General features: G+C 60.5%; 16 protein-coding genes and 1 pseudogene. 5 read left to right on the top strand and 12 right to left on the bottom strand.

Going from position 1 to position 16,774, the window contains the following annotated elements; translation table 11 throughout:
- Positions 1-22: 22 nt before the first annotated feature.
- From CXZ05_RS13635 to CXZ05_RS13620, 4 genes are all read right to left on the bottom strand, one after another.
- Positions 23-1,237 (bottom strand): hypothetical protein, encoded by a 1,215-nt coding sequence (locus tag CXZ05_RS13635; protein WP_079597041.1) that lies wholly within the window; start codon positions 1,235-1,237, stop codon positions 23-25.
- A 227-nt stretch (positions 1,238-1,464) separates the two neighbouring features.
- Entirely contained in the window at positions 1,465-2,961 is a 1,497-nt protein-coding gene (locus CXZ05_RS13630) for an SCO6880 family protein (RefSeq protein WP_079597042.1), read from the bottom strand.
- Positions 2,954-4,252 carry a type IV secretion system protein gene (locus CXZ05_RS13625; RefSeq protein ID WP_176156839.1) on the bottom strand — a complete coding sequence of 433 codons (1,299 nt, stop codon included), beginning with the start codon at positions 4,250-4,252 and terminating at the stop codon, positions 2,954-2,956. Before CXZ05_RS13625 ends, CXZ05_RS13630 begins: the two co-directional genes overlap by 8 nt.
- Before the next feature lie 78 nt (positions 4,253-4,330).
- Complete coding sequence (locus CXZ05_RS13620) at positions 4,331-4,618, bottom strand: hypothetical protein (protein WP_056084497.1); 288 nt, start codon at positions 4,616-4,618, stop codon at positions 4,331-4,333.
- 238 nt (positions 4,619-4,856) lie between these two features.
- Between CXZ05_RS13620 and CXZ05_RS13610 the strand changes: the two genes are divergently transcribed.
- Positions 4,857-5,693, top strand: a complete 837-nt coding sequence (locus CXZ05_RS13610; protein WP_139386238.1) for a hypothetical protein — start codon at positions 4,857-4,859, stop codon at positions 5,691-5,693.
- Between the two features lie 421 nt (positions 5,694-6,114).
- Here CXZ05_RS13610 and CXZ05_RS23430 read toward each other — a convergent pair whose 3' ends face one another.
- Both CXZ05_RS23430 and CXZ05_RS22855 read right to left on the bottom strand, forming a co-directional pair.
- Complete coding sequence (locus CXZ05_RS23430; protein WP_079597047.1) at positions 6,115-7,236, bottom strand: C40 family peptidase; 1,122 nt, start codon at positions 7,234-7,236, stop codon at positions 6,115-6,117.
- A 741-nt stretch (positions 7,237-7,977) separates the two neighbouring features.
- The gene (locus CXZ05_RS22855; protein ID WP_079597049.1) at positions 7,978-8,877 is read right to left on the bottom strand and encodes a sigma factor; all 900 of its coding nucleotides are present in this window, start codon (positions 8,875-8,877) and stop codon (positions 7,978-7,980) included.
- 186 nt (positions 8,878-9,063) lie between these two features.
- Between CXZ05_RS22855 and CXZ05_RS13585 the strand changes: the two genes are divergently transcribed.
- On the top strand, positions 9,064-9,387 hold the full coding sequence (locus CXZ05_RS13585) for a helix-turn-helix transcriptional regulator (RefSeq protein ID WP_079597050.1): 324 nt from the start codon (positions 9,064-9,066) through the stop codon (positions 9,385-9,387).
- A gap of 31 nt (positions 9,388-9,418) precedes the next feature.
- Here CXZ05_RS13585 and CXZ05_RS13580 read toward each other — a convergent pair whose 3' ends face one another.
- Positions 9,419-9,928, bottom strand: coding sequence for a hypothetical protein (locus CXZ05_RS13580; RefSeq protein ID WP_231454644.1), 510 nt, complete (start codon positions 9,926-9,928; stop codon positions 9,419-9,421).
- Positions 9,929-10,120: 192 nt separating this feature from the next.
- On the opposite strand from CXZ05_RS13580, the gene CXZ05_RS23700 reads away from it, so the two are divergent.
- Positions 10,121-10,459 carry a helix-turn-helix domain-containing protein gene (locus tag CXZ05_RS23700; RefSeq protein ID WP_079597051.1) on the top strand — a complete coding sequence of 113 codons (339 nt, stop codon included), beginning with the start codon at positions 10,121-10,123 and terminating at the stop codon, positions 10,457-10,459.
- Here CXZ05_RS23700 and CXZ05_RS13570 read toward each other — a convergent pair.
- The 4 genes from CXZ05_RS13570 to CXZ05_RS13555 are packed head-to-tail and all read right to left on the bottom strand — an operon-like array spanning position 10,351 to position 13,468.
- The gene (locus CXZ05_RS13570; RefSeq protein WP_176156840.1) at positions 10,351-11,526 is read right to left on the bottom strand and encodes a S9 family peptidase; all 1,176 of its coding nucleotides are present in this window, start codon (positions 11,524-11,526) and stop codon (positions 10,351-10,353) included. The genes CXZ05_RS23700 and CXZ05_RS13570 overlap by 109 nt on opposite strands.
- On the bottom strand, positions 11,513-11,956 hold the full coding sequence (locus CXZ05_RS13565) for a hypothetical protein (RefSeq protein ID WP_254865546.1): 444 nt from the start codon (positions 11,954-11,956) through the stop codon (positions 11,513-11,515). Before CXZ05_RS13565 ends, CXZ05_RS13570 begins: the two co-directional genes overlap by 14 nt.
- A complete protein-coding gene (locus CXZ05_RS13560; protein ID WP_079597053.1) occupies positions 11,946-12,983 on the bottom strand; it encodes a hypothetical protein in 1,038 nt (345 codons plus the stop codon). Before CXZ05_RS13560 ends, CXZ05_RS13565 begins: the two co-directional genes overlap by 11 nt.
- Complete coding sequence (locus tag CXZ05_RS13555; protein WP_079597054.1) at positions 12,980-13,468, bottom strand: hypothetical protein; 489 nt, start codon at positions 13,466-13,468, stop codon at positions 12,980-12,982. Before CXZ05_RS13555 ends, CXZ05_RS13560 begins: the two co-directional genes overlap by 4 nt.
- Before the next feature lie 229 nt (positions 13,469-13,697).
- Between CXZ05_RS13555 and CXZ05_RS13550 the strand changes: the two genes are divergently transcribed.
- On the top strand, positions 13,698-14,564 hold the full coding sequence (locus CXZ05_RS13550; protein WP_079597055.1) for a Rho termination factor N-terminal domain-containing protein: 867 nt from the start codon (positions 13,698-13,700) through the stop codon (positions 14,562-14,564).
- 42 nt (positions 14,565-14,606) lie between these two features.
- On the opposite strand, the pseudogene CXZ05_RS13545 reads toward CXZ05_RS13550, so the two are convergent.
- Positions 14,607-15,335 (bottom strand): annotated as a pseudogene (locus CXZ05_RS13545) (PspA/IM30 family protein).
- Between the two features lie 355 nt (positions 15,336-15,690).
- Between CXZ05_RS13545 and CXZ05_RS13540 the strand changes: the two are divergent.
- Entirely contained in the window at positions 15,691-16,728 is a 1,038-nt protein-coding gene (locus tag CXZ05_RS13540) for an ATP-dependent DNA ligase (protein WP_079597056.1), read from the top strand.
- The last annotated feature ends 46 nt before the right edge of the window (positions 16,729-16,774 follow it).

Below are 16,774 nucleotides of genomic sequence, written 5' to 3'. Positions count from 1 at the left end.
GCCCGCGAGCTCGCTGGCCGTCTCACAGCATCCTGTCATCTGTCCCGAAAACGGCAAGCTCGTCAGTGGTCACTCGATTGGCAACGATGAAGGAGCGGTTGCCCACTTTCCAGAGCCCGACACCCTTCGGAAGGTTCTCAACATGCTCGCATTCAGCTTCGGTCAGGCCGAGCGCTTCCTTGGTCAGGCGCATCGCATCGTGCTTCTGCCGGTAAATGACCCTGGTGTCAGCCTCAGTCAGCAGGCCCAGGGCTTTCTGCCTGTGTCCACTCGTGCTGTCACCGATCTCGTTCAGGTCCGCGACCTTGTGCATGATGAGCAGGTTCGCGATCCCGTAGGTTCTGGCGAGTCGCCACTGCTCGCTCATCTTTGCCAACATGTACGGATCTGCGAGCATCCGCCAACCCTCGTCGTACACCACAAGCCGCTTCCCGCCGTCGGGATTGGTGATGGCCGCTTCCAACCACGTGGCGCCGCACGCTGCGGCCAGCGAAAGCGCCTGCTCGGATGCGCCGATCAGTGCTGACGTATCCATCACCATCATGGGAGCGTCTGCGTCGAAGGCCACCGTGGATGGTGCGTCGAACATCCCTTCGAGATCACCGGACACTGTACGTCGCAGGGAATGGCTGACGGCGGTTGCTCCGTCTGAGCCGACCAGGGCGGTCATCTCCTTCGACGGCTTGAGGAGGTGGTCCAGCACCATGGGCAGGGTTGGGTTTGAGTTCTCTCTCATGGTTTCCATGAGTGCGATGTCCAAGGCCGTGTGCTCCACAGGCCGAAGGGGCGTGCCCTGCCGCATGAGTGAAACCAAGGCCCCCAGGAGATAGCGACGGCGTTGCCTCACCACCGCTTGCCACTGAGCCTCTGTAAGGGCAGTGGAGCGGGGACCGGCGTCGAGGGGATTCACCCTTGCAGGGCGGCCCGGGCCAATGGATATGACTTTGCCGCCAACAGCCTCCGCTACCGCAACCCACTCGCCCTTGGGGTCAGACGCGACAGCTGCCTTTCGTCCTAGGGTGATTGACCGCGTTACCAACGACTTGCCGCACATTGACTTGCCGGTGCCAACCGTCCCGATCACAACAATGGAGGGGCCGCTGATGACCCCCTTGTCGTACAGGATCCATGGATCGTAGGAGAAGGCCCCCGACCCGAACACGTCGGTGCCGATGTAGGTTCCCTCGTGTCCAAGCCCCGACTCTGTAAGGAACGGGTAGGCGGCCGCAAACGTCATGGTCGATGCACGGTGGGGCGCGGGCCGTAACCGATGCGGACCCCGCAGCGAGTTTGGCTCGTTACTCCCCCAGTCACCCGCGAGGCGAAGCCCCTGGGGGTCGCGCTGCTTCTTGCCTTCCCCGGCACTCGCCCACCCTGCGGCAGGTGGCGCGGGCCGCCGTCGTGCTTTCCCTTGCGGTCGGTTCTTTCCCGACGGTAGATACTCGAAGCTTTTCAATGCTTGTTTCAACGCAGTCCCCTCCCAAGCGGCAGGCTGCCGGCGACAAACGCGGCCCATTGCTGTCCGTAGAGAAGCCGAAGCTCAACGAATGCTCCTGCGGCAGCGGACTCAAGTTCCTGGCGATGCCGTGCCAAGTCCTCGAGCGAAGTCGCGGTAACCGTAATGTAGGCAGCCGGGCGGACGTCACCATGGCCGGCGACGATCTCTTCCTCCCTCTGGATCACTTCTTCTTCCTCGGCCTTTTGCTCACGGGTGAGAGGCCTATCGAAGCGGGCATTAATACGGCGACGGGTTTCATGCGCCTCCTGGGCGGAGCGGATGTCACGGAGGGCTTCCGCGGTAGGCACTGCCCGTATAACTTCCGTGAACGTGTGGCGGAATTCTCCCACATAGATCAAGGGGTGCAGGAAGCCCGGGAAGACCTTCTGGCGCGGCCATTCAGCGATCCAGAAAGTCTGGTGGAACCCGGTGTCGGTCCGCAGGTAGGTCCAGTGTTCCTCAACTGCCATCGGGCCGTGGCGGTGGAGGGTATCCATCGCCTTACTTGCCGGCTCGTCCGACGGCGGGGCTTCCGCCGCCGGCGCTTTAGCAGCCGGCAAAGCAGCGGGATCGAATGCGGCACCGATGATGGTTAGCAGTCCGGGTTCGCCAATCCACTCGTCCACCTTCACGCTGTGGGTACCCAGCGACGTTTTCATCGCCTCGACTTCCAGCCGCAGGACGCGTTCCAGGCCTACCAGCCCTCCGCCGGACTCCTTGATCCGCCGTCGAGCCTTGCTTGTGTCCAGGACTACCGCCACGAGGAGTTCGTGGCTCATGGTTGATCCGGCTGCACCGAGCAAGTCCTCATACGCGCGTTGTCCCCACGCAGCCTTCTCGTCGGCTTGTGCCGGCGGGGCGTTGTCTTTGTAGAACTCCCAGAGCGCCGACGACGGGTAGGGCAACGTGTAATCCTGGACCGCGATTCTTGCTACGCCTGGCCGCTGGGCCATGCCCGCTTGCACACGCGACCAGGCCTGGACCGCCCAGGCTTTGTCATCCGCATCCAGGAGTGCAAAGGACCGCGTGCTGCAGCGCAGCACCGCGATAGCCTCCCTGCCGTGGCGATCGACCACGAAGCATTCTCCACCGGCCGTTGTTCTGATCTCCAGGTTGCCGAGGCCGCCGGGCAGAGCGAGCCGACCAGCAAGCTGTGGAGCCGTGGGTCTTGCAAGGAACCGGGTTTGTCCCACCGCGGCCCTGTAGAAGAACAAAGCGAGCTGTTTCGCCCATACCGGATAAGGGATTCGGGAATACTGGAGGAGCCCGAGCAGCATAAGCCCAAGCCATAGGGGCCCGGAGGAGAACAGACCGACCGGCCCACTGCTCGCAGAAGCCACGATGGCAACCGCCCCTCCCCCTGCGACGATCAGCAACTGATACCACTTGAGGCCAAGGAAGAAGCCGCGGCGCTCGTACCTCGGGAATTTGACGGCCTCAAGGGCACGCGCGTCCTCAGACATGTGGGGTACCTCCGTTCGGAGGGTTGATTCTTGGTGATTGGGGTTTCGGAGGCCGCGCCCTCGAAGGGTCCGGTGCGCTTTCGTTGGGATGCGCTCGCGGTTCGGCGCCTCCGACTGAGGCCTGCCGCGCGTTTGCTGGGGCAGTCCCGCCTTTTTCGTGAGGATCTACGCGCACCAACCCCTGCTGCGACCCTGGTGAGTGCAGGGTGTTCGGAGCTCCTGTCGAGGGCCCGCTTCTCAGGGACAATTGGCCCCCGTCGCCTTGGTTCGACGGCATCCCGGACCGGACAGCGGGTGCCAGCGCTTGAGTCGGGAAAATACTGCGGCTTGAGCTGATGGGGCGAGTCATTGCAGAACGACTTACCAGGCTCGCGAGTGTAAGGCGGCCCCCTGTCTGCCTACTGATCTGCCGAGCCGCCACACTACTGCTGCGGGACAGAACATGGCCCCCGCCGGCCGTTTGGGCCGCTGCCGCGAGTTCCCCGCCCGCGAAGCTAACCAAGCGCAGGGCCATCAAAGGGGCGCCGCAGGCAAGCGCCATACCCACCGTTCCGGCTGCCAATCCGGCAAAGGACTTGGACTCTGCAAAGAGCTTCACCGCAACGGCCAAGACCGTTCCTGCTAAGGGTTTCGCCAACACCAGGGCAATGACCACCTCGCACCAGCGGCGTGCCCAGGATTTTGTCTTGTCCCAGGGCAGCAGCATCAGGGCCACCGGCGCGACGGCCGCTAACACGACGAGCGCAAAGGAACGGAAGATCATTGAGCACATCAGGATGAAGGCAAGGATCCACACGACAATAACTGCCATCACTGTGACGACGACGGCTCCGACTGGGCCCCCTGTCGTCCCAGGTGCCAGCGAGACCAAGTTCCATTCTCGACCACTTCCTTCTGGTGCCCGTTCGAATCCAAAAAGCCTCATGAACACGAGGTATGGGTCCGAGCCAATCGATTCGAGCAAGGCGGCTGAGGCTAAGTCACTCGCCCGCGTGAGTTGCCGAACAAGATAGACGGCAGCCCCGACGAGTGGAATGGCGGCTGCGCCGCCGAGCATCGCGCGGCCGATCCGTCTCGGCTGCTGGCTGATCAGGCCCGACAGGACCTGGAGGATCATCACGACGACGAGGGGCGTCATCATGACGACGACCCACCAGCTCGTCAGACCCTCGATGGAGAGCCACTGGGAGTCGTCGACGTTCGATACAGAGAAGGCGCCGGTAATAAAGGCCCAAAGCCAGGAGGCCATGTTTTGGAGGATGTTGGCGAAGAGGGACGTGACTGCGCCCATGGCGTTGTCGTTCGTTTGTGAGACCAAACCGCAGCCGGGCGGCCACCATCCATTGAGGTCGCACTCAACGGGCATGACTTAGAACCCGAGTGGGAAGGCGGTCTGCGACCAGAGGATGTAGCCGTTGATGCCGCCGAGAATGGCAGCCACCGGACCTGTCCACAGGAGGATCACTCCCCCACCGGAGGCAAGGCGCGACGACTGGCTAAGCTTGCCGGCCAGCAGCATCGCGGCACCGATGATCGCCACGATGGCAATGATGATGAAGGCGCCGACGAGGATGCCGCCGCCTATCTGTTTGAGCGATTCCAGAAAGGGAAAGCTCGCGTTCGGGGTGATCCCCGGGTCCACCGCTGCGAAAAACATTGGTGCTCCGTCCGTTGTATTCCATGGAGTGAGCAGATGAGCTCACGGGTTCATGGAGGCCGCGGTGCGGAGCGACATGACTTTCATTCCGTCGCCAGAACAGTTCGACTAAACCTTTCGTCTCACTTTCTTGCCGCAGAAGTTTTAGTCGCTCGATTCTAGTAGCGATGGGTTCTCAGGTGTGTGAAGTGGAGATGACACTTGCCCACTACGTCTCCCGGCGATTTCCGAACACGTGATGTATATCTTGGATATGCCGGATGGAAGACTTGAAAAAATAATCGCTCGCGCGACCGACTCGCTTGGGGATGTCAGTGCAGTAGGCATCGGTATGTTGCTTAGTGCCGCCGGACCGGAAGCTGCGTATATCGGTGCTGCCGCCGGCCCTGTAGTCGCTGGCGTCGCGCACGATCTCGCGAATCGAATAATGAGTCGCAAGGAAGAGCATCGGCTTGGGGCTGTGATGATCTTCGCCATGGAATCTATGAAGCAGATTCAAGATGATGGCGGCCGAGTGCGAAACGATGGCTTTTGGTCAAGTAGCAAGGGGTTTCCAAGCCCAGGAGAAGAAGTCGTGGAGGCAGTCCTCATCGCCGCCCAACGTGAGCCGCAGGAGAGGAAACTTGAGTATTTGGGCTGTCTTCTCGCGCAGATTGCTTATCACGACGAGATCCCTCTGGAAACGGCCGTTTGGATGATCAACACCGCTGAGCGACTTACGTGGACGCAGTACAGCCTAATTTCCATGATTGGGCGGAAGGAAGAATTCGACCTCGGCGGCATCGAAGTCGGTCAAGGTATCAATTCGTGGAAAGGATGGGCCGTCCACGAGGAGCTTAGGGCAATGGGGCCGTTCGGACTCAGCATCATGGGTGCACCGGCAAAGAAGACACCCCGGCTGGGACTCGGGCTGTTCAATATGGATCTAGCGGACTTCGAACTGGGCAACGGTGGGCAATTGCTGTTCAACTTCTTGGGGGTCGGCGACATTCCAGTGGACGAAATCGAAGAACTGATTGAAGCACTTCGAAAAGAAGCGCAAGAAGACTCAGGCGAACAGACTCCTAGCGGGTGAATACGATTGTAGGTTTCATATTCAACGTAGCAACATGCCGCTCGAATGTGCTCCTAGGGATTGTCCTGGCCCAGGACTATCAGACATAAATAACGGCATTGGGGCGCCCTTGGCCGGCAAGAGGATTCTTTAGCGTGCCGCATGCTTACTGAGCTTCTTATTCGCGTCGAGCAGATACACCAGGTCGTGCCCTTGCACCGCCGCCCGAGCTCGAGACGCTTCCTGTGCACCCGCTGCAGCGATGCGGGCGCCGGTTGCCCTCCAGCAGTTGGCGAAGCAAGTGCCATCATCGTTCATGCGCTGCAGGTGGTGAATTAGTAGCTCCGAAAGGCTAGCTAGCCTTCCGGCGGTCGCAAGCAAGACTCCCGTGAGAGGGTCAGCACAAGGGCTACCTGTGGCCGAACGTTCAGGCTAGATGTACTCAGCGCCTTAGCAGGTCGAAGTAGGCCGCGCCAGGATTCCAATTGACGGGGTGCAGCAGTGTCCCTACCGCCGGGTTGAGGGCACTCCACATCAGGCCGTCACCCGCGTAGATGCCGACGTGACCCCAGTTATCCGGCCCCTGCGGGTTTTGAACCACGAGGTCCCCTGGTTGGGGATCCTCTGTTCGGACACCAACGCGCCACTGTTCTACTCGGGGCAGCTCGATTCCGGCTTGCCTGTATATCCACTGCACATAGCCGGAGCAATCCCAGGCTTTGAAGGCAGTCCCTCCCCACACATATCTTCCGCCCAAACCTTCTTTGGTGAACTTCAGAATGTCCTGCCGTAGCTGGCTCAAGTTACCTGAAGATCCCGTAGGCCGAGGCGCTGGCGAGGAATCTGCACAAGAGGCAGGAGCAGTGCCGCCCTCAAGCGCAGCCACGATTGCCGTGGCCGCCGGCTCCCAACGTGCATACAGTTCAGGAAAAGCAGACACCTGGACGGCTTGGGCCGCCAGACCTTTGTCCATTGTCTGCCAACCGGGAATATCCAGCAGTCCTCGAGGACTGCCCTGATTCGGTCCCGACGGCCCGCCGAAGAAGGCACGCGCGTTATAGGAGGCATCCATCAGTTGCTCAACGGTCCCCCAGCCTGCCGCCGGACGTTGTTGGGCCGAACCGATCGAGTCGTGGTCACGTCCGAGGCCGTCATTGGGGAAATGTAGGGAAGCTGGCACGCTGGGGTTCGCGAGCATACGCAGGCTTGACTCCTGCAGCGCCATCATGATGGCGATGATCTGCCCGGAGCGCGGTATTCCAAGCTGCTTGCCGACCGCGATGTATGTCCGTGCAACGCTCTCCTGACGAGGCGTCAGCTCGTAGAGCAAGCGTCCGGCGTTCCGAACTTCCAAACCGGCACCAGTGACGTTAGGGGCAGTGGCCACCTCGGATCCCACTGGTGTACAGGCGACTGCGGATTGGCGCGCCATACCCGTTAGCGCCGCCACGCCTCCGGCAAATGCCATGGCGCCAACTATCAGAGCGAGGAAAGCGGCAGCCGATACGGCCTTCACCAATGCCCGGCGCCGCATGAAGCCTGCGACGGCCACCAGTCCAGCCACTAGTAAACGATTCTCTCTGCGGTTGCGTAGAAGGCAACCATGGCGCAGCGTCCAGATGGAGCGGTGGTGGCAGGAGGACAGTTGACCATCACCGTAACGGGTGCCGCATAGGCACTTTTGCCGTTGCTGGACTCGTCCACAACTTGCACCGTCACCGTGCACACGTGAAGGCCCTCCCACGGGGCCGGATACTCCTGAACTTTGGCCAACTCGAGATCGCAGCGCAGGAATTCAGCGGTGCCGCTTCGGCGAGCGGACCGGTCTGCCAGGGTGGTGAACGTCCCCGCTGTCACGCCTGTCCCTTCAAACTCTCGAACCAGCACAGATAAGGGATTGGATCCATCAGGCAGCAACTCCCACCAGGACCGCACCCTGGCATATATATCCGAGTACGACGACGAACGGCTGTCCCAGCTATAGACTCCCTTTGCTGCCGCTACAGCGAGCGCCCGGTAATCGCGGGTACGTGGCAAAGCATCCGGCGTTGCCTCCGCCGTAGCGAGCGCCTCGTTAGGAACACCGGACGTATCGCCTGGTGCAGTGGCAGTGCCTGATGGCTTAGCCCCTGAAGGCGCGGTTGCGGACGTGGTCGGAGGGACCGGTTCGCTGGGGCTATTGGCAGGCCAAAGTAGGAAGACCGCACTAATCATGAGCAGGGCAACCAGCCCTGCCGCCAGCCACTCCCGGCGGCTAACTCTACGGAACCAATTCATCGTCCAAACCGATGTCCGAACCCACGACCTACAGAGCCGGTCTATGAACTTCGTGCTGAAGCACGCGCCAAGCTGCCTGGTACAGCTGCCGGGCAAATCCGATATTCACCGCGATGTACCTCTCAGTGACGCCGAGTTCACAAGCCAGAGCGGCCATCTGAACGGACCTATCCAGTCCCCGCAGGCCCGGACGGACGATAGTCTCCGCGACGCTTCGAAGAATGTTTGTGGGAAGGCAGTTGGCAGCGCACCGGCAGAGATCGTCGACGCCTAGTCCGGGTTCGGGGTGGCAGTTCAATGCCGTGTTGATTGTCTTAGCGGTCTGACGAACGACGGTTACGGCATGCCAGCGACGCCGGTCCTTGGGAGACGGAGGTCCGTAATGTCTCGGCCCTGTGAGGCTGGATACGGCAAGCCTCCAGGTTTCCTCGCTTACGCTGCGCTGGACCAGGCCGAGCATGGCGTGTGCCCAGGCCTGATCAACATAGTTCTCGACGTCGTTTCCTGCTGCACCGGCATGGACGACAGCAAGAAGCTCCGGAGAGCTTTCCGTCGTCGTGAAGTCAACAAGCAAGGGCAACGTTTGATGGCTAAGCTCGCGCCGGATGTGGGCAGCGCAGATCTTATTGCAGACACCTTGGACCCACGCTTCAAACGGGATACCGGGCAGCTCCCGGTAGCGTCCACGCGCAACCCCGTCCCAAACGGCGACCCGGATGTCCTGCATGACATCGTCCACATCGCAGGATCGCCCGATACGCGCGAGCCGAGAAGTGACGTAACGGTGCACCCCATCGACCGCGACCATGATCTGGTCGATCTGGATGACGGGTTCTCCCGGCGGAGGTGCGCTTCGCAATGAGACATCAACGTCAGCGACCGTCTCTGGTCCTTCTGTAGATTGATACGCCTTGGCCTCAATCTCCATGGCTTCACCGCTTTGACTGTTCAGATCGAGTAGTTCGCAGAGTCGCGCAAACGGCCACCCCAGTTAGTGGATGCGAAGATCCAACAACGATCAGAAGAAGCTACAAGAATTATTGTCGACGATAGCTAAAGTATCGTCAAGAGTGCTGTTCTTACTTTTTGCGCTGCCTTCGGGAAGAATGACTTTATGCCGAGAATTACGCAGCCTCACGATGCCGCCTGGTCGGCCGACGTCGAAGCTGCCGTCGCAACCTTCGGCAACCGGGCGCGAAACGAAATTCTTCGATTCCTCACGGCCAGCGGGCCGGCGACGCGCGGAGACATCGTCGCTGCTGTCAGCGCGGGCGATCCCAGCGTGGCCAAGCATCTGACCGCACTCGAAGAGGCCGGTGTGGTCATGGTCGACGTCGAGCCTGGGCGTAGGCAGGGACGGTCACCGCGGTATTCGGCGAACCCTATCCGGATCAAGGAACTCCTCGACGCCCACCTCAAGTACTTGATGGAAAAGTAGCCGCAGTGGGCTGGAAAGATGAGCCCGACGTTTAGTCGGCGCGCTCCGGCGCCTCGTCCGCGTCTAACCGCGGACCGGCCTCGGCCCTCTCCCCTTCTGGCCGGCGGCTGATGTCCTTGTTCAGATACTCCGTGATCGCCCGAAGTGTCTCTGGTGATACGTCGCCAAGGGTGCGGGCCGCGAACGTCTTCACTCTCGCAGCGCGGAGAGATTTCACAAACTCAAGCTGGGAATCGATGCGCTCGGGAAGATCTGCGGCGTCGCTGCCCATCAGATATGCCGGATCCACATTGAAGATGTCGCACAAGGCGCCCAGTAGCGCCGGGTCGCTCACCAGCCTGCCTGTGCCGTCCTTCATGTAGAACCAGCGGGCCCTGGAAAGCTTGATGCCCTTCTCCGCCAGCTTTTGCTGGACTTCGCGGAATGTGACGGGTTGTCCTCGCTCTGCAACGACGACGTCGAGCAGCAAGTTTAGGCGGCGTGCAAGTTCGGCTTGGGGAGACAGTTCCGCGCCTTTGAGACCTTTGTCGTCTCCAGACACGCTTCACCTCCCAGACCAGACATGACTATCGTCAGTGAGTCACTAATTGTGCCCAGTATTGCCTTGGCCAACCCCACATGCAATAAGCGGGGCTTCGTCCTTCCATCCGTATGTGCATGAGCGTATCGTTTTGCTGTAGACCCGTCTACAGCGGGCTACAAGCGATTCCCTCGTCACTTGATTGTGGTCTTCATGGCGAACATCCTGATGAACCGGACGCGAAGCCGCCTCATTCGCTATTTGCTCACCCATGGCCCGGCGACCTGCCGCGAAGTCGCTGCAGCCCTCGACGTGTCTGTTTCCTCCATACGCAAGCATCTGAGTCTTTTATGCGAAGCAGGCGTAGTCATCCTCGGGTCGGGAACGTACACAGCGCGGCCGGATGAGGTCGAAAGGGAACTTGCAGACCTTGCGGCTTCGTTTCAATCCGCGGGCAGCGACTTCAGGAACCGCGTAACGGATGACTCCCACCTCTCGGTGTCGGCATTCCACTCGAGTGAATGTCCCGGAACCTTGAACCGAACCAACTGAACGAGGTCGGGTCGTAGCTCAGCGAATCGCTCAGAGACTGTGACCGGTGTCGATTTATCGTCGATCCCATGCAATATGAGGGTCGGCGTCTTGAGGTCACCGGCGCGGGTTACCCAGTTCAGCGCGGAGAGGTCAATGGATTGCTTGAGGCCCGTGACCCAGCGGCCTGCTTTCGAACCCAACATGCTCAGCCCAGCCTTGGCAATAACTTTCGGCAATCCACTGGCGCTCCCGTTAGACGTTAGGGTCTCAGTCCAATCCAGGACGGGAGCCACCAGCACCAGGCCGATGATCCGATCAGAATGGGCTGAGAGGTTTGCTGCACGCAGAGCCATGGAACCGCCAAGAGACCATCCAAAGAATACGAGCCGCTCTGCGCCGTGGTCCACGGCGTACCTAATAGCCGCTTCGACATCCAACCACTCGTTCTGGCCCAAGGAGTACCGGGAATCTTTCGACGGCGGCGCTTCGCCGTCGTTCCGGAACGACACGACCAGCGATGTGATGCCGAGTCTGCTCGCAACAGGAACACCGCGAAGGGCGCCGGCTCGTTTTCCACCCATTCCATGCGCGTGGATGGCCCACGTCGAAGACACTGGACCGGCGACCGTGGGCGCGAATTTCCATGCTGGTGCCATACCGCCGTCGACCGGAATCTCCACGTCCTCAAAAGGCAGGCCCAGTTGCTCTGGTTTGGAGTATGCGTACCCGCTCCAAATGCCGGCGGTAGCAGCGTGTATGTCACCGGAGTCGACTCGCTCCACGAGCCGAGTCACTGTTCCCGCATTCGTGCCTTCGTCTACGACAGCACCAATGCAGGCATGGCCCTTGCCGTTGCCGAACCACAAGCTGTAGCGGCCTGGTGCTCTGGTTAATGGGGTCGCTGGCAGTTCAATCCTCAGGGATCCATCCTCGCCGGAGAAGACTTTCCTGATGGAAAGATCCTCCCGTCGTGAAGTGCTCGGCACGACCACCCTGCGCGCAAAGTAGGCAGCTCCCAAGAACGTCACTGAAGATGCGCATACGGCTGCAATGGTGAGAAGGCGCAGCATCTTAGGAGTCTTCATCTGCGCTCCTGACATGCTTGTCAATGACCTCCCTAAGTCGCGCCAGCGTCTCGGGAGACAAATCCTGCAATTGCCTTGCTGCGAAATTTTTCACGCGAGCCTCCCGCATCGACCTAAGGAGGTTGAGTTGGGCTTCCACGAGTTCCGGTATCTCTGTTGAGTCATCAAGAAGGTATCGGCGATCCACGCCGAAGAATGCCGCAAGGTTCTGCAGCAGACCCTTGTCCATAGCCAGGGAGCTGTCACCGCTCCGCATGTAGGCCCATCTTGACCGCGACAACGGCGTGCCATGTTGGGACATAGCTTCGCTGACTTCCCTGTAGGACAAGGGCCCTGCTCCTCGGGACTCATACAAATCCAGCAAGAGATTGATCTTGCGAGCGAGCCTGGCCTGCGGCGGCTCCAGGGGTTCTACGGCATCATCTGCCACTTGGGTTCTTTCCCCTCCCCCGTCGCGTCGTGTCCAATCGACCACCCTGCGTGTCCCTATGGGAAGCGAGGTAATTCTCTGTGCGAGTTAATGTTTGAAAATCAGCTTCATCCAGCAACTTAGCAGCCGCGGGATCCATCAGGAGAGCATCCTCGATCTCGACGAGCATCCGATGAAGCCGCCGCGTCTCTGGGTCCCCCCGCTCAATGACTCCAACGGGCGTCACCAAGCGTCCATCTTTGCGGGTAGCTGTTGCTTTCTCCCAAGTGGATGAGAGGTCTTCGAGTAAGTCAGCTTGAGTCCTCTGTTGCGTTCGCTGGACGATCCGGCGTGCTACTGGCGGCAGGGCCAGTCCAGCACACAGGAACAACATCGCCCCGACAAAACTGGTGTCGTAGATGGCAGCCAACTGCTGCATGGTCGAGTGGTCTCCGAGAAGATGGGCTAGGTCCATTCCCAAGACTGAGAACACTACGACGAGAGCGAGGAAGCAGCCAATGCCAATGAGGGTGAAGGCGACGCGAAAGTAGGAAGCGGCCATCCGCCGTCGGAATCTGAAGCACACGTATCCGGTCACGCCGACGACCACCCCGATGTAGACAAACTGGATCGCCGAATAGAGGGCGGCAGCAGGCTGGTCCCCGTAATCCAACATGAATTTTGTTGAGGACGCCGGTGCTTCAATGCAGAGGAATGCAAGGACCAGCCCCACGGAGACTAAACCCAAAATTAGGAGGCCGCGACGGTCTCTGCACACAGGTGCATCATTAAGCTCTGCGGCCCGGAGGATCGCCTGGGAAAGGAAGTAGATTCCCACGACCATCAAAATGTTCGCGAGGAGATCCAGGAGGTTGTGGCCGCCGAGGGCTCGATCACCCGCGAGATAGATTGGATCGACGTTCAGGGTGAGCGCGGTTGCGATCGCGAGGGCGGCAACGAGGATGCTGTGGTCTTTCCTCGTGCGCGCGCCGGGCAGCAAGCACAGGACGAGGCCCCAGATGACCGTGGCCGCGACTGCCTGGATCACCCGAAGACCTGTTCAAATGACCTTGGCTCCATGGTGCTGTCGCGGATAGCGCCGGCAAGAAGATCAGCGAGAGTCTCAGCTGCGGCCTCCAGATCGTCGACGAAGCTGCTCCGTGCCAAAGCTCGCGACACCATCTCTCCGTCAAGATTGGGAAAGAGGCTGGCTGCATAGTCGGAGGAAATTCCCAGCTCATCGTGGCGCAGGATCATGTGTCCAAGTTCATGAAGGATGAACTGCTGCCTATGGAGCGCTGAGTCCGTGACGGCGTGCAAAATGATTTCCCGAGTATCCGTCGACAACCAGAGACCGCAGACGGACGTGCCGTTGAGGATCGTCGTGGCTTCGATCTCGATTCGACGCCGTCGTCGGACAGCCACGATTACGATGAGCCTCTCCAGCGTCAGGTGGCTGGGTAGCCGCAGTGATACGAACGCCGCAGCCGCAACCTGCGCTGGCCCCTGTTCATCCGATTTTTGCTGGTCCATACCGCCCCCTCCTCGCAGCGGACAGCAAGCGTGGCTGCCATCGACAGCTGCCACCGGAGCACCGCAGACGCCCCAGCTTCAATTGAACGCCTCCGCTCTGGACATGTCCAGAGCTACATCAGTATGGTCGACGGCTTTCACACTAGATGCAAGCTTGACGGCGTTCCCGACACGGACTAGACAGTAAGCAGCCTTATTATTTTGCTGGTCCCGTCAGAGGAGGAATGCTATGAGCGACAAGCCTGGTAATCAGACGCCCAACACCCCGGATGTGAGCGAAACAGAACTGCGCAAGATGAAGGTGGACGAACTCCGCCAGGAGGCCAGGGACGAAAATATTGCCGGCGCATCCGGGATGCGCAAGGAAGAGCTGGTGAAGAAAGTCGCCAACGCCCGATCGAAGGGCAATGGGGACGAAGACCAAGGTGACGGTTCGGATACGGACGACGTGAGCACCGGTCGGAAAGGCGGCAGCAAGCAGCATGGCGCTGATACACCGGGCAACGATACTCCGAACACCCCGGATGTGAGCGAAACCGAGCTGCGCAAGATGAAGGTGGACGAACTCCGCCAGGAGGCCAGGGAGGAAAACATTGCCGGCGCATCCGGGATGCGCAAGGAAGACCTGGTGAAGGAAGTGGTCAACGCCCGATCGAAGGCAGGCGGAGCCAGCAGAGGCAAAGGTGAGGATACTGATCCGGAGGACTTGGGCGCCGGTCCGGAAGGCGGCAAGATCCGGCATGGCGAAGCCTCCTCCAAGTCACTGAAGTATTCGCAGGAAATTACTTCGACGGAGGATGAGGCTGAACGCGAAGGCCGCAGCTTAGCGACCACTCATCGCGAGGTCATCAGGCAGTGGGCTGAAGAACGCGGTGGCACTCCGGCAACCGTTGAGGGCACGGAGCATGGTGACCACCTGGGCGTTCTGCGCATCGATTTTGGCGGCGAGGACAAGAACCTGCGCCGCGTCAGCTGGGAGGAATGGTTCAACACATTTGATGCCCGCCGACTCAATTTCATCTATCAAGAGCAGCGAAGCGACGGAAACCAGTCCAACTTTTTCCGACTGGAAAATCCGGAACGTGAAGATGCCTAAGGCACCAAGCAGCACAACAAAATCAGAAGAAGGCGGTGCGTCCTAGTAGTCGATGGCCTTCCGGTCGATGGACTTGAGAGCTGCGAGCCGTGCTTCCACTTCGGTCTGCTCGCCGAGGTCTTCCAGGGAGGCCAACTGCGCCTCCAGGGATGAGGTGGCGAGTTCCTGCTGGCCCAGGAGGTGCCTTTCTGGCGGCGGATGTTCTCCTCGTACCGGCCGACGGCAGAGGTCGGGCATCCGGCGTCCAGGGCTTTGAGCGCATCGTGGACCTGGGACTGTGGGGCGGCGACGCGGGAGCGAGCGAGTTGACCAGTTGGTTGCGCTTTGCGGTCAGCTCGGCAGCTTGTCCCGCATCTGGTCGTGCCCCCTTGAGCTTGTCGAGGACCTGATTCTGCGCTGCCAGGTTCGGCTCCTGGGCCTTGGCGGTGGATTCGGCGGTCATCTACTGGCCGAGGGCGACCTTGGCGAGGGCATCGAACTTGTGGGCGTCGACACTTTTCCCGGCGGCGCGGAACTCGTCGGCCTTCCGGGAGGCGCGATCGCCTTGTTGCCCCAGGTGTTGGCGTCGTTCACGGCCCGGGCGTGGTCGTCCTCGGCCATCTGGAGGTTGCCGATGGTCTGGCCGACGGGGGCCTCGGCCTCGCGGATGTTGTTCGAGTATTCGCGGACCATCTGGTCCAGCATCTTCTGCGGGTCTTCCGCGGAGTCCACGAGGGCGTTCAGGTTGGCCTTGGCGAGCTGGGGCACGCGGGTGAATATACTCTGCTTCACGGGGGTCTTTCTATCGGTTCTTGAGTCGCTTCTTATCCGTTCCCCTGTACCGGTTCTGCCACTCGTTCTGCGGAAAAAGCCCGGCGCGCTCCAGCGAGCGTGGACGTGGTGTGGCCCTTCACTGCGGCCAAGTGTCAGTTGTTGTCCCTTATCAAGTTGATTGCGTTCTGCAGGCCGCCATCCACTTGAGCCACCACGTTGTATGTCACGCTCCGCAGGGGCATATTGAGTTCCGAAGACCATTCGCCCTTCACACGTCGTGCAAATACGGGTAGCGACAAATCGACCAGCGCTCAGATTCATCAGCGCACCCTTTTAAATATTGCATCCTCACAGAAAGGCCTATTCTGAGGGCATGGCAGAGCCTGGTCAGGTAATTCCTCCGTCGCTTCACCCGCCGCTGGAGGTGGTGTTGGCGAAGGCTGTGAAGGGCGTTCCTCCGCCTGCAGCGTTGCCTGGTCAGATGCTTTTCGAGCCGAAGTTCGACGGCTACCGGGTCCTAATTTTTCGGGACCGCGACCGGGTGGGCATATGGTCGCGCCAGGGCAAAGAGCTGACACGGTATTTTCCGGACCTGGCAGAGGCGGCAGCGTCCATGGTTCTGCCTGGTTGCGTAGTCGATGGCGAAGCTGTGGTGTGGTCAGAGGGGAGGTTGAACTTTGAAGCCCTCCAGCGCAGGTTGTCCGCAGGAAGGGAGAGACTGCAATCTATGGCTGCAGAGAGCCCGGTCCATTTTGTCTGCTTCGACATTCTCGGTGTAGCCGGACACGACGCCAGGGACCTGACGCTGGCGGATCGTCGCACCCTGCTGGAGGAGCTGGCAACGGTCTGGGCTCCCCCGCTCTCGCTATCCCCTCAAACGACTGAACGGGACCTCGCACACCAGTGGTTCGAAGGTCTTGCCGGGGCTGGCATGGAAGGACTGATGGCCAAGAGCAGCCGTCAGGCCTACATGGGCGGGAAACGAATCTGGCTTAAGGCCAAGCACGTCTCAGAGGTGGACGTCATTTGCGCTGCCGTCATCGGACCCATGGAGCGACCGACCGAGATCGTGGCCGGGCTGCCTATCGATGGCGAGCTGCGAATCGTCGGCCGCAGCTCCACGTTGAAACCTGCTGACAGCAGGGCACTTGCCCCCTGGTTGCGGCCGCCCGCGGGAATCCACCCCTGGCCATCGGTGGTGAAGGGCACAACCCTGGACCGCTTCAATCGTGACGCGTCACCGACCGAGCTGACGCTCGTTGATCCCGTCGTCGTTGAGGTCCTTGCCGACGCGGCTTGGTCCGGCCAATCGTTCCGGCATTCCCTGAGGTTCCGCAGGGTCCGTCCCGAGCTCGAACCAGCAGACGTCGACGTTCCGTCAAGACTGAACGTCAGAAACACGGGCCGGTGAAGGTGAAGCCTTTCCGTCATTGCGTCCGCGAGGGTTCAAGTGACCC

It is taken from the genome of Arthrobacter sp. AFG20, from assembly GCF_002892795.1.
In the GTDB taxonomy this organism is placed as follows: Bacteria; Actinomycetota; Actinomycetes; order Actinomycetales; family Micrococcaceae; genus Arthrobacter.
Note: the sequence above shows the minus strand (reverse complement) of the source record. Positions and strands in the feature narration are given on the sequence as shown.

Bases quoted from the DNA above. Each gene is read 5' to 3' on its own strand.
- CXZ05_RS13635 (WP_079597041.1), bottom strand. From the start codon at position 1,237: ATGACGTTTGCGGCCGCCTACCCGTTCCTTACAGAGTCGGGGCTTGGA.
- CXZ05_RS13630 (WP_079597042.1), bottom strand. From the start codon at position 2,961: ATGTCTGAGGACGCGCGTGCCCTTGAGGCCGTCAAATTCCCGAGGTAC.
- CXZ05_RS13625 (WP_176156839.1), bottom strand. From the start codon at position 4,252: ATGGGCGCAGTCACGTCCCTCTTCGCCAACATCCTCCAAAACATGGCC.
- CXZ05_RS13620 (WP_056084497.1), bottom strand. From the start codon at position 4,618: ATGTTTTTCGCAGCGGTGGACCCGGGGATCACCCCGAACGCGAGCTTT.
- CXZ05_RS13610 (WP_139386238.1), top strand. From the start codon at position 4,857: ATGTATATCTTGGATATGCCGGATGGAAGACTTGAAAAAATAATCGCT.
- CXZ05_RS22855 (WP_079597049.1), bottom strand. From the start codon at position 8,877: ATGGAGATTGAGGCCAAGGCGTATCAATCTACAGAAGGACCAGAGACG.
- CXZ05_RS13585 (WP_079597050.1), top strand. From the start codon at position 9,064: ATGCCGAGAATTACGCAGCCTCACGATGCCGCCTGGTCGGCCGACGTC.
- CXZ05_RS23700 (WP_079597051.1), top strand. From the start codon at position 10,121: ATGGCGAACATCCTGATGAACCGGACGCGAAGCCGCCTCATTCGCTAT.
- CXZ05_RS13570 (WP_176156840.1), bottom strand. From the start codon at position 11,526: ATGAAGACTCCTAAGATGCTGCGCCTTCTCACCATTGCAGCCGTATGC.
- CXZ05_RS13555 (WP_079597054.1), bottom strand. From the start codon at position 13,468: ATGGACCAGCAAAAATCGGATGAACAGGGGCCAGCGCAGGTTGCGGCT.
- CXZ05_RS13550 (WP_079597055.1), top strand. From the start codon at position 13,698: ATGAGCGACAAGCCTGGTAATCAGACGCCCAACACCCCGGATGTGAGC.
- CXZ05_RS13540 (WP_079597056.1), top strand. From the start codon at position 15,691: ATGGCAGAGCCTGGTCAGGTAATTCCTCCGTCGCTTCACCCGCCGCTG.